Origin of the sequence: Pseudoalteromonas sp. Scap03 (assembly GCF_013393115.1) — a bacterium.
GTDB lineage: Bacteria > Pseudomonadota > Gammaproteobacteria > Enterobacterales > Alteromonadaceae > Pseudoalteromonas.
Genome location: NZ_VDEU01000001.1, coordinates 1,865,203 through 1,876,891 on the forward strand (window position 1 = coordinate 1,865,203; position 11,689 = coordinate 1,876,891).

General features: G+C 39.4%; 8 protein-coding genes. 4 read left to right on the plus strand and 4 right to left on the minus strand.

Going from position 1 to position 11,689, the window contains the following annotated elements:
* Nucleotides 1-157: 157 nt before the first annotated feature.
* Complete coding sequence (gene hppD, locus FHG08_RS08505; RefSeq protein WP_076918939.1) at nucleotides 158-1,204, minus strand: 4-hydroxyphenylpyruvate dioxygenase; 1,047 nt, start codon at nucleotides 1,202-1,204, stop codon at nucleotides 158-160.
* Between the two features lie 512 nt (nucleotides 1,205-1,716).
* On the minus strand, nucleotides 1,717-3,216 hold the full coding sequence (locus FHG08_RS08510; protein ID WP_008109550.1) for a peptide MFS transporter: 1,500 nt from the start codon (nucleotides 3,214-3,216) through the stop codon (nucleotides 1,717-1,719).
* A 744-nt stretch (nucleotides 3,217-3,960) separates the two neighbouring features.
* On the opposite strand from FHG08_RS08510, the gene tyrR reads away from it, so the two are divergent.
* Nucleotides 3,961-5,517, plus strand: a complete 1,557-nt coding sequence (gene tyrR, locus FHG08_RS08515; protein WP_008109548.1) for a transcriptional regulator TyrR — start codon at nucleotides 3,961-3,963, stop codon at nucleotides 5,515-5,517.
* Nucleotides 5,518-5,629: 112 nt separating this feature from the next.
* Nucleotides 5,630-6,166, plus strand: coding sequence for a thioesterase family protein (locus FHG08_RS08520; protein ID WP_008109547.1), 537 nt, complete (start codon nucleotides 5,630-5,632; stop codon nucleotides 6,164-6,166).
* 54 nt (nucleotides 6,167-6,220) lie between these two features.
* Here the strand turns inward: FHG08_RS08520 and FHG08_RS08525 are convergent, their stop codons facing one another.
* Nucleotides 6,221-6,874 (minus strand): OmpW family protein, encoded by a 654-nt coding sequence (locus FHG08_RS08525; protein WP_010391257.1) that lies wholly within the window; start codon nucleotides 6,872-6,874, stop codon nucleotides 6,221-6,223.
* A 273-nt stretch (nucleotides 6,875-7,147) separates the two neighbouring features.
* Here FHG08_RS08525 and FHG08_RS08530 point away from each other — a divergent pair, with 273 nt between their 5' ends.
* Both FHG08_RS08530 and dapE read left to right on the plus strand, forming a co-directional pair.
* The gene (locus tag FHG08_RS08530) at nucleotides 7,148-8,566 is read left to right on the plus strand and encodes an MATE family efflux transporter (RefSeq protein WP_054202105.1); all 1,419 of its coding nucleotides are present in this window, start codon (nucleotides 7,148-7,150) and stop codon (nucleotides 8,564-8,566) included.
* Between the two features lie 71 nt (nucleotides 8,567-8,637).
* Nucleotides 8,638-9,828 (plus strand): succinyl-diaminopimelate desuccinylase, encoded by a 1,191-nt coding sequence (gene dapE / locus FHG08_RS08535; RefSeq protein ID WP_178955515.1) that lies wholly within the window; start codon nucleotides 8,638-8,640, stop codon nucleotides 9,826-9,828.
* A gap of 67 nt (nucleotides 9,829-9,895) precedes the next feature.
* On the opposite strand, the gene FHG08_RS08540 is transcribed toward dapE, so the two are convergent.
* Complete coding sequence (locus FHG08_RS08540; RefSeq protein ID WP_178955517.1) at nucleotides 9,896-11,626, minus strand: lysophospholipid acyltransferase family protein; 1,731 nt, start codon at nucleotides 11,624-11,626, stop codon at nucleotides 9,896-9,898.
* Nucleotides 11,627-11,689 lie beyond the last annotated feature (63 nt).

Here is an 11,689-nt window from a genome sequence, read left to right on the forward strand (position 1 = left end):
AAATAAGAATATAGCACCCGTTAATTTCATCTATTACTTAGCTATATGGTGATGAAAAGCGCGATTTAAACACACAGAGAGATAGTTTTACCTCTCAATTACGATTAAACGACAAAAAGCAGCGAAATACGCTGCTTTTTAAAGTTACTTTATTTGCTTATAAAACGCCGCGGCGTTCTTGATCTCGCTCGATTGATTCGAATAGCGCTTGGAAGTTACCTTCACCAAAGCCGCCATCATCAACTCGTTGAATCATTTCAATGAAGATAGGACCAAATAAGTTTTTAGAGAAAATTTGCAGTAAATAGCAATCTTCGCTTTGGCTATCAACAAGGATTTGATGTTCACGGATTTTTTCTTTGTCTTCTTTAACCCATGGAACACGGTCAAAAATAGTATCGTAGTACTCTGGAATAATATCTAAAGTAGCGATAGTCGATTTATCAAGTTTATCTAGTGAGCTTACTAAGTCGTCAGTTAAGAACGCTAAATGCTGCACACCTGGGCCATTGTATTCACCTAGGTATTCATCAATTTGGTTATTGTCGTTGCCTTTACCTTCATTGATTGGAATAGAGAAGGTGCCACATGGTGATTTTAATGCATATGAAAGCAGGGCTGTTTTTTGGCCCTTAATATCAAAGTAACGCACTTCGGTAAAACCAAACACGTCTTTGTAAAAGTTAGCCCATGTTTCCATAGTACCTTTATATACGTTGTTGGTTAGGTGGTCGATACGTAAGAAGCCTTTACTCTCTACTTTGTTTGGCTCGCTCAGATCTTCGAAATCATTATCGTAAATAGAGCCTTTATCTCCAAATTGTTCAATAAAGTAAATTAAGCTATCGCCAATGCCGTAAATAGCAGGGTACGGTAAGTCTTTATTAGCTGCATCAGTAGCTGGCTTAGCGCCGCGCTCAACCGCTGCTTCAAACGCTGCTTGAGCGTTCTCTACACGCCAGCCCATAGAACAAATTGCTGGGCCGTGGTTTTTAGCAAACTCAGCTGAAAAGCCGTCGCGTTCATTATTTAGTAAAAAATGAATATCGTTTTGGTTGTAATAAACAATGTCTTTACCTTTGAATTTTTTTAATTTTGAAAAACCAAAATCGGTAAACACTTTGTCCATGTAATCGGCATCGGGTGTTGCGTATTCAGTAAACTCAATACCAACCAAACCTAAAGGATTATTTACTTCACTCATTATAATTACTCCCGCAATTAAGCACTGCGATTATTAGTTATCGTATTGCCTGCATGATTAACTAGATTACTGCTTTGGGGAAGAGGGTGTTGTGATTTAGTAAATAGCGCGTGTGTAAATTTTACGGGACGGTTAGCAAAGCATGACATTTATTTACATACGAGCCTAGGTAAGTAAAAATTAGCTAGCTCGGATAATGTACGTGTTTTTTATGTATGTTACTGAATTTATTTGTTTTAAATTTAATTGCCCATCTGTTTTTTTAGTTCTTTCACACTAAAAAAAGAGTGGTTTTTGTATTCTATTGTTTACACTCAACCTGAGCGTAGCTGCTCACAACATTAACAAAGCAATAGATACTGAGGGTTTGATTCACTAACTTCATTTACTGTGTAGTATTACATTGTAACAATTAGGTTAGTTAGCCATAAAAATACCCCCTGCAGTTAGCTGCAGGGGGTATTTAATATCATTAGTCAAAGCGCATAATTACGCACTGTGATAAACCTAAATTATTGTGCTGGTGCGGTTTGTTCTAAACCTTGTTTTTCCCATACCTTAGCTTTGAAGCTCATCAGCACTAAGATGATACCTACACCGATACTAAATAATGCAATTTGTAAGTAAAGGTTAGGAATTTCTGCAACATTGTTAGGATCAAAGTTACCAGCAAGTAAGCCTGAAATTACGTTACCAATTGAGTATGTCAGTACAAATACACCCATCATTTGACCCGTATAGCGACGAGGAGATAATTTACTTACCGCACTCAATGCAACTGGGCTTAAACAAAGCTCACCCACTGTATGTAAGAAATACGTAGTAACCAGCCAGTAAGGAGCTACTTTTAAGCCTTCAGCTGCGTAATGCGCTGCCATAAACATAACTAAAAAGCCTGAAGCCATAATAACTAAGCCCAACGCACATTTTACGCTGTAAGTAGGCGAAACCATTTTCTTAGATAAATTAATCCAAAGAGCGGCAAAAAATGGTGATAGGGCAATAATAAATAGCGAGTTTAAAGATTGGAACCAAGTCGTTGGAATTTCAAATGTGCCAATAAGACGGTCTGTGTAGTCACGAGCAAATAGGTTTAATGAAGAACCCGCTTGTTCAAAGCCAGACCAAAAACACGCAGAAGCGACACAGACTAAAAATAGCGCCCACATTCTTTGCTTTTCAGCGTCGGTTAGTTTGCCTTTGAAATAAACAAGGCCAAAGTAAATGAAAAAGATAACAGTAAATACAACTGCTGTGTAACCTGCAACAATAGTCGGGTTAATAACTATAGCGCCTGTCATCGCAGCAGCAGTCACACTGGCAACAACAATTACAAACGCAGCAATACCGCCCCATGCGCGTGAAGCACCTTTAGGGCTTAATGGATTCGCAGGTAACGAGCTATGTTCTGGTAAGTTATTAAGTGTACGTTTGTATTGTATTAAACCAATAGCCATACCTACAGCAGCTGCACCAAATGCCCAGTGCCAGCCTACGTTTTCCATAAAGTAACCACAAACGTAGTAACCAATTAAAGAACCTAAGTTAATACCCATGTAGTAAATAGCGTAACCACCGTCACGGCGTTCATCTTCGTCAGTATAAAGCTGACCAACCATGGCACTGATATTAGGTTTAAGTAAACCAGTACCCGTTGCGACAAAGATTAAACCAATGAAAAAAGAATATTCATGCGGAACGGCTAAAATAATGTGGCCACACATGATGATGATACCGCCGTACCATACTGCTTTTTGACCACCAAATAATCTATCTGCTAACCAGCCACCAGGTAAACCTAAAAAGTATACTGAACCTGTGTATAAGCCATAAATTGCAGCAGCAGAAGCAACGGTAAATCCTAAGCCTTCTTGTTGTAAACTTGCTGTCATAAATAATACGAGCATAGCTCGCATACCGTAGTAACTCATTCGTTCCCACATTTCTGTGAAAAACAGGGTTGAAAGTCCTTTAGGGTGACCAAACCAGCCACTGTCAGAATTTGAACTCATATTTACTTCCTAATTCATTATTGTTTTGATGACCTTGTGGTTTTTTATTTAGCTAAATTGTTACTTCTAAAAAGTATAATAAATGCTCGATCATCAGTGTTTTTATGCAGCTAAGGTAATGGTTTGCTAAACGCAGCTATACGTTTAGGTAAGAGTCACACCCTTATCCTAGTTACAATTGCGCTTAAGTATACATAGACCTTTGTACGAGGGGAAGCGTTGAGCGCGCTATCACACATCCGTTATGTAATTGTTAAATACCAACACCTAAAGTTCTAGTTGTTGCACTAAACACCTAAACTTATCAAAAAAGATATTTAACAACACAGGTAACATTGTCTTTGCAAAGCTATCTTTTATCCGGTTTTAAGTTCTATTGAAAAAATATAAAACCGCTTTATTTACGGGGGGTTACAAGCATCAAGTTATTCAACAATCGTTAACCTTTACTACTTTATTTTAATAATCACCGTTTAGATTAAACATGAGCAAATATTAGCGCATGCACAGCAGTGATTAGCCCATTGCAGAATATAATTTATACAAAGTTAGTTTGGCTATATTTACATGTAATGACCCCCGACTTTTAGTGAGCAGCCAAGATTAAATATTTTAAGTGCTTGAAAAAGCGCTCTAGGGAGTAAAAAAACATTTTTCGTCCAAATTTCTTTACAATAAACTATGCTGATAATCATAGTTAGCGTATTATTCACGCCAATTAGTTTTTTCCTTACCTGAGGGTGTATGCGTTTAGATATTCACTGTGCAGACCGAGTTGGTATTGCTCAAGAGATTCTTAATATTTTAGTTAGCTACAATGTTGACTTGAAAGGAATTGAAGTCGACTCAGTTAATTGCCGTATGTATGTGAGTTTTCCTGAAATTGAATTTGAACAATTTCAAAAAATTATGCCTTCAATTCGATTGATCGATGGTGTACATGATGTACGTACCACCGCGTTTTTACCTTCTGAACGTGAGCACAATGAATTAAACACCTTATTAAGAGCACTGCCAGATGGTGTTATATCTATTGATGCTAAAGGCTGGGTGCGTTTGTGTAACGACGCGGCGTGTAAAGACTTACAGCTAACAGAAAAAGAAGTCATTGGCGCCAATATCAATAATTTACTTAAAGGTTTTAATTTTACCCGTTGGTTAGAAGGCAAAGAAGTACTTGGGCAAACTACCCGTGTAGAAGTGGCAGGTGAAGACTTTATTGCCGATATTTTACCTATTGCTGTACCACAAGGCAGTGAGGGGGATGTATTAGCGGGTGCGGTAATTAATATAAAATCGCAAAGCCGCCTAGGTCAGCAAGTGAGTGCGTTTAGACGCTATGGCCAAGAAAGCTTTGCGACAATTCACAATTTTAGTACGGCGATGCGTCGTGTTGTACGCGAAGCGCGTAAAATGGCGCAACTTGAAGCCCCTATTCTTATCACCGGTGAAACCGGCACAGGTAAAGAGTTATTAGCGCGAGCTTGTCACTATGCATCTAACCGCTCAGTAAAACCGTTTATTGCTTTATCGTGTGCCTCGTTACCAGATGATGTTGCCGAGTCAGAACTTTTTGGTTACGCCGGATATGAAGAAAATGCAGCGCCTAAACGCGGTGTACTTGAACAAGCGGATGGTGGAACAGTATTTTTAGATGAAGTGGGTGAAATGTCGACTCAGCTCCAAACTAAATTACTGCGCTTTTTACAAGACGGTACGTTTCGAAAAGTAGGCGACGAAAACGAAGTTAAAGTAAATGTTCGCATAGTTGCTGCTACCCAAAAAGATTTACCTGCAATGGTGCAAGAGGGCGTATTTAGAGAAGACTTATACTATCGCATTAATGTACTAACGTTAGAAATTGCACCACTGAGAGATCGTAAAGCCGATGTTGGCCCACTTGCCGAGCACTTTATTCAAAAATATGCGCAGCAAAATGGCCATACTGTGCCTGAGCTATCTGAAGAATGTTTAACGTTTTTACAAGATTACCCATGGCCAGGTAATGTGCGCCAATTAGAAAATGCTATTTACCGTGCGGTATCGTTGTTAGAAGACAGTGAATTGCGAGTTGAGCATTTACAACTGCCGACCTTTACTCATGATTTAGGCTATTTAGAGTCTGATTTTGAGGGCTCGCTTGATCAAGCGGTTAAGCGTTTTGAAGCTACCTTATTGCGTAAGCTTTATCCAGCTTATCCAAGTTCACGTCAGTTAGCTAAGCGCTTAGGGCTGAGTCATACAGCGGTAGCTAATAAACTACGTGATTACGGTATTAATCGTAAAACGGTTAAAGTTTAAAGATAGATATTAAAACAACCTTTCTTAGTGATTGACCCCTTGGTGTAAAAATACCCTAGGGGATCAATTGCTATGATACACTCACAAAAAACAAACTGGTAAGACCTCTACTGTGAACTTATATTTTAGACTGCTGCTATTATTTTTCAAAATTAAACGTAATCGTGATTATCAATCATTGTTAGACACGGTTGATATAGACTACAAAGCACTGCCAAGTGACTGTGATATTAATTTGCACTTAACTAATTCACGCTATTTAGCAATGATGGATTTATCGCGCACATGGATGACCGAGCGAGTTGGTTTACTAAAGCAAATAATGAAGCGTCGTTGGTTTCCTATTGTTAATGCAACCGCCATTACTTATATCCGTGATATTAAGCCTATGCAGCGCTTTACCATTAGTACCCGTTTAGTCGGCTGGGATCATAAATACTTTTATATTGAACAAAAATTTCATTCAGAGCGTGGCTTACATGCAATTGCCTATGTACGTGGCGTATTTAAAAGTAAAAAAGGGGTGGTAAGCGTTGAGCATATGCTGGAGGTTGCTGGTTTTGAAGGCGTAGCACCTATTTTACCGGCAGAAATAATTCATTGGAAAGAAATGCTTGAGCAAAAAAAAGTAAATAACTTACCTCGTTAATTACACGCAAAAAAAAAAGGCCTTACGGCCTTTTTAACACACACATAATCGTTATTAAAACGAGTATTTAAGACCAAACATAGCTACAACAGGGTCAAGTGACACGGTTGAAGTTAATGCTTTTGCGCCATTAGCATATACAGTCGCATCAGTATCAATATCCATGATAGATACCATAGCGTGTAGGCCCCATTTCTCATCAATCTTGTAGTTAGCACCTACTTGAGCAACAAAACCAAATGAATCATCTAGTTTTACTTCCACGTCGTCAGTATTTAAAGTTGCTTTAAGTGCTGCAGAAGGCTGCTCGTCAAAGAACGTCGTGTAGTTAATACCTACACCAACAAATGGACGAAGTGCGTAGCTGCTGTCTAAAAAGTGGTATTGTGCAACCAGTGATGGTGGTAAATGTTTAATGTCGGCAATTTTATTACCAGCTAAACCGCCTGTACCTTCTACATCATGAGAGAATGGCGTTGCTGCAATAAGCTCTAACACCCATTGGTCGTTAAATGCATAATCTACAGTAATACCTAACTGAGTATTTGAATCACCTTTTAAACCAAGAGTAGGTGCTTCGTTAATCTTTGAGCCATCGTTATCAGGGTTAACATTAATTGCGCCAACATTAACGCTAAAGTTAGCGTGTGCTGCAGGAGAAAGAGCTAGTAAAGAAGTAAGTATTGCAATGCTTAGTTTAGTTTTCATGTTGTTCTCCGTGAACTACTGTGTGACTATTTGTTGATTGAGGCTATTATCGCTCGAGTTTAAAAATAAAAACCTGTTCTAGATCAAAGTTTCAAAAGCGTATAAGTAAAGAGCCTCTATTTATTGATTTAGATTAAACTTTTACTTACTTAGTGCTCAAAAATTATTGACTGATCACTTAAATACCGGCCGTAAACGAAGTATTCAGAATATAATCAGCTAGTTTTGTTAAACTAAGTCTATGTTCACGGTTTAATAAAAGTAAGCGGCCTCATGACTCCCTCTGGTCAACTATTTCTTCAAGGCTCTATTGCCAAAGCGCTATTAAAATTAGGCATTCCTATTGTCCTCATTAATATTTTGCAGTCTGCTTATCAGCTTACAGATGCTTTTTGGGTTGGCCGGTTAGGGGCTGCGCAAGTGGCTGCTGTATCTATTAGTATGCCTGTCACATTTTTAGTTATTGCGATAGGTTCAGGATTTGCTATGGCTGGGGCGATTTTATCAGCCCAATACATGGGGGCAGGACAACAAGATAAGGTTAACCATGTTGCCGCGCAAACGGTGTTAATGGTGACATTAGTTGCACTATTACTTGGGTTACTAGGCTATGCATTATCACCTTATTTTTTAACCTTACTGGGGGTTGAAGCGGCCGTATATAGTGATGCGCTTAAGTTTATGCATGTATCTTTTATTGGCGTTATTTTTGTATTTATTTATGCCATGTTTCAATCGCTGATGCGGGGTATTGGGCAAACTAAGGTGCCGTTAATTATAGTCAGCACAACCGTGTTACTTAACTTTATACTCGATCCGTTATTCATATTTGGCTATGGTCGTTTTGAGGGGCTTGGTGTGATGGGCGCTGCGCTAGCAACATTGGTTACACAGAGCTTAGCGGCGCTTGCGGGCATCATTATATTTTTACGTGGTCGCCATGGTATTCAATTACAGCTAAAAAGCTTTTACCCCGACTGGCACTATATTAAGCGCGCTTTTTTCTTGGGAGCGCCAGGCTCTATTGAATTATCGACACGTGCATTTGGTTTGATCATCATGTCATTTCTAGTTGCCAGCTTTGGTACTACGACAATTGCTGCTTATGGTGTTGGCTCTAATATTTTGCAAATGGTGATGATCCCCGCTATGGGCTTATCAATGGCGGTATCAACCTTGGTTGGGCAAAATATGGGGGCTGGTAATATCAAGCGGGCTGAGCAGATCACTAAACTTGCTAGTGTGTGGGGCTTGTTAGGGCTCTCATGTGTTGGCGCCATTGCATATTTATATGCAGATTCATTAGTTGCATTTTTTATTCCTGACGATAATGACGTTATTACTAATGGGGCGCAGTTTATTCAAGTAATGTGCTTAAGTTGGGGTGGAATAGGGGTGCAACTTTGTATTGTTGCTGCTTTTCGTGCCTCAGGTAATATGCTCAATGCAATGGTTATCGCGTTATTATCACAATGTGTAGTGCAGTTCCCTGCCGCTTATATTCTTTCTAATCATACTGAGCTTGGCGATCAAGGCATTTGGTATTCTTTTGCAATTACTAACATAACCATCGCATTGATAGCATTTGCATGGTTTATGCGTGGCTCTTGGAAAAAAACCAAGTTAACTAAAGAAGATAAGCACATAGTGCAGGTTACACGAGAAACATTAATAGAAGAGGGCGCACGTTAGCTAGTAAATTCATAATGCGGTCATAAAAAGTCGTTGTAATAAATACACTGCTAAAACGAGGTGTGTTTATTATGACAAAAGCTATCAATACAAAAGCACAAGCGCCGTACTTAACTATTGCACAGTTAAAAACAGTGAGTCACTTACAAACTCTGATCCGATTTAAATCGATTACTCCTAATCCAGCTGGTGGCATTGAGTGGCTTGCGAACCACCTTACTGAGTTAGGCTTTAGTACAGAGCAATTTAGTTCTAATAATGTGACAAACTTAATTGCAAAAATAACCTTTGGGGCAGGCCCCGTGGTGGCATTTTCTGGCCATATTGATGTGGTACCCGCAACGCAAGGTGGCTGGTTAGCCGATCCGTTTGGTGGACACATAATTAACGATGCAATTTATGGGCGTGGTGCCGCCGATATGAAAGGAGGCATTGCCGCGATGCTTAGTGCAACGCAGACGTTAATAAACAGCGCGCAGCAAAAGCAGGGAACATTATTTTGGCTGATCACCTCAGATGAAGAAGGTGAGGCGGAGCATGGCTCTGTGTTGATTGCCAAGCGATTAGCACAACAGGGCGTTGTGCTTGATGGCTGTATTGTTGGAGAGCCAACCAGCCACCTGCAGGTAGGTGACACTATAAAAAATGGTCGACGTGGAGCCTTATCTGCGCGATTAGCTATTCAAGGAAAGGCTGGGCATGTAGCCTATCCTGAGAATACCATTAATGCTGCGCACATCAGTGCTGAAGTGGTTAATAGACTCACACAAATAGACTGGCCTTTAGATGAACTTAGTTCAAAAACAACGCTGCAAGTCACCGGTATTAATATTGATAATGTGCTAGATAACCTCGTGCCAGCTCAGTGTGATATTACTTTTAATATTCGCTATAGCCATGGGTATAAAAGTAAACATGTTAAGCAACGTGTGTTTGCTGCACTGAAGGATTTCAGCGAGCATTTGGTTATACAGTGGGAGCGTCCATGTGAACCCTATTATACAAGCCATAAGATTGAGAGTTGCTTACTCGCTCAGTTAGAGCAGGCAATTTTTAAAGTGACGGGGAATTATCCTTTATTAAGCACCAGTGGTGGGACGTCGGACGGACGATTTTTTGCACAGCAAAAAACACAAGTCATAGAGTGTGGGGTACGAAACCATAGCATTCATCAGGTTAATGAACATGTACCGATTTGCGACTTGTTAGAAATAGAAAAGATTTATACGCAATTACTCGATGGTATTTTTACTCAGCCTTGAAGTATTAATAACTATTAAAGCGCCGCTTAATGCCGCTTTAATAGTTATTCGATTAAGGGTTAACGCTTTAACTTGCTGATGCTGATTTATCAGTACCCAAGTAGCGCTTTGCTTTGCTTGGTTTTACTTTTTCAAGATCAACCAATACTAGGCCATCAATACAATTATTGAATTGTGGATCAATACTAAAGCTTAAAAATTTAACACCATTTGGTTCGCATAGCTCTGTATATTGTTTAAATAGTGTGGGTACATGCGTGCCCATGTTAGCGAGTATGTGTTTAAGCTCTACAAAATCTTCTTTTATATTATTACCCTCGAACAAGTTAGTGCACTGAGTTTGCTGATCAGGTGTGTGACGAAAAGCATTGTTAGGCGTTGCGAGTGATTTTTCACAGCCATAATAGTGCTGATAATAATGCACTAATAAAGACTTTGCCTGCTCAGGTAGTGCGTTTGACACACTCACCGCACCAAATAAGTAACGGTATTGAGGGTAGCGATTTATAAAAGCGCCAATACCATACCATAAGTAGTCGAGACTTTTTCTGCCCCAATATTTAGGTTGTACAAAGCTTCGGCCTAGCTCTATGCCTTGTTTAAAATAAGGATTCATATCTTGGGTATAATTAAATAGGCTATCGGTATAAAGCCCACTTTGTGAGTGTTGTTCAATCACATCCTGTGCACAAGCTAATCGGTAAGCACCCACCAACTCTAGTGCATGTTCATCCCACAATACTAAGTGCTGATAGTGCATATCGTATTTATCTATGTCTCGGCGGTTTCCACTACCTTCACCTACAGCCCGAAAAGCGATTTCTCGTAAGCGGCCCAGTTCACGAAATAAGGGAGAGCTTCCTTGGTATTGGTACAAATAAATCACCATGCCATCACTGGTTTTACCTAAATGTTCGCAGCATTCTATGGCTTTTTTTAATTCTTTTTTACATTCAGGAGAGGCGATCGGAGCATGAGTTTTTAATGGTAGCGTTTTTTTTGTGGTTAAACGGTATAGTTGCTTACGGATTAGCTCAACCACTTCTTTGTCTTTTAAGTCTGGGATTAAATAAGACTCAGGGGCAATAGAAGCGCCAATTTCAAACTCGAGTGATTTTTGACGTTGCTTAAACATTTCTTTTACCAGTAACAAGCTAGCCAGTGGTTTATAAAGCATTGATGCGCCGTAAAACAGCGGGCTATTTCTGGCTTTAATATAAATAGGCAAAATAGGGCTGTTAGCCTTTTTTGCAATGCGTAAAAAGCCACTGTTCCATTTGCAGTCTTTTATACCCGTAGGACGAAGTCGAGAAACTTCACCGGCAGGGAAAATAAGTAACGCTCCTTCATTTTTTAAGTGCTGGTGGATATTACTCAGCTCTTGTTTTTTACTTTGCCCTGATAGGTTATCAACGGGTAGTAATAACGAATGCATGGCGTCAACGGTCATTAACATACGGTTAGCCACCACTTTTAAATCGGAACGCACTGTTGATAACACATTAATTAATGCAAGTGCATCTAAGGATCCGATAGGGTGGTTTGCAATAATGACAATTTTCCCTTCACTGGGAATGTTTTCTATTTGCTTAGCTTTGTAGCGAGTTTCAAAGTCAAGTTCATCAAGCACTTGCTCTACAAATTCTATTCCTTGAAGGTGGGGATAGGCAGTTGCAAAGTTTGTAAATTCTTGTTCATGTAATAAGTAGCTAAGACTTTTCTTTACCATTTTTTTTATTTTAAATGAGTTAGTTAACTGTGGTAAATTGGTTGCTATTACTTTATCTACACTGATCATACGCACCTCTTTTTTTATACTAGGCTAAGGCCAATATGTTTAGCTTAGAGTGCGGATATGACA

What these genes read in the sequence shown, in the direction of transcription:
- hppD (WP_076918939.1), bottom strand. Translation starts at nt 1,204, where the DNA reads ATGAGTGAAGTAAATAATCCTTTAGGTTTGGTTGGTATTGAGTTTACT.
- FHG08_RS08510 (WP_008109550.1), bottom strand. Translation starts at nt 3,216, where the DNA reads ATGAGTTCAAATTCTGACAGTGGCTGGTTTGGTCACCCTAAAGGACTT.
- tyrR (WP_008109548.1), top strand. Translation starts at nt 3,961, where the DNA reads ATGCGTTTAGATATTCACTGTGCAGACCGAGTTGGTATTGCTCAAGAG.
- FHG08_RS08525 (WP_010391257.1), bottom strand. Translation starts at nt 6,874, where the DNA reads ATGAAAACTAAACTAAGCATTGCAATACTTACTTCTTTACTAGCTCTT.
- FHG08_RS08530 (WP_054202105.1), top strand. Translation starts at nt 7,148, where the DNA reads ATGACTCCCTCTGGTCAACTATTTCTTCAAGGCTCTATTGCCAAAGCG.
- dapE (WP_178955515.1), top strand. Translation starts at nt 8,638, where the DNA reads ATGACAAAAGCTATCAATACAAAAGCACAAGCGCCGTACTTAACTATT.
- FHG08_RS08540 (WP_178955517.1), bottom strand. Translation starts at nt 11,626, where the DNA reads ATGATCAGTGTAGATAAAGTAATAGCAACCAATTTACCACAGTTAACT.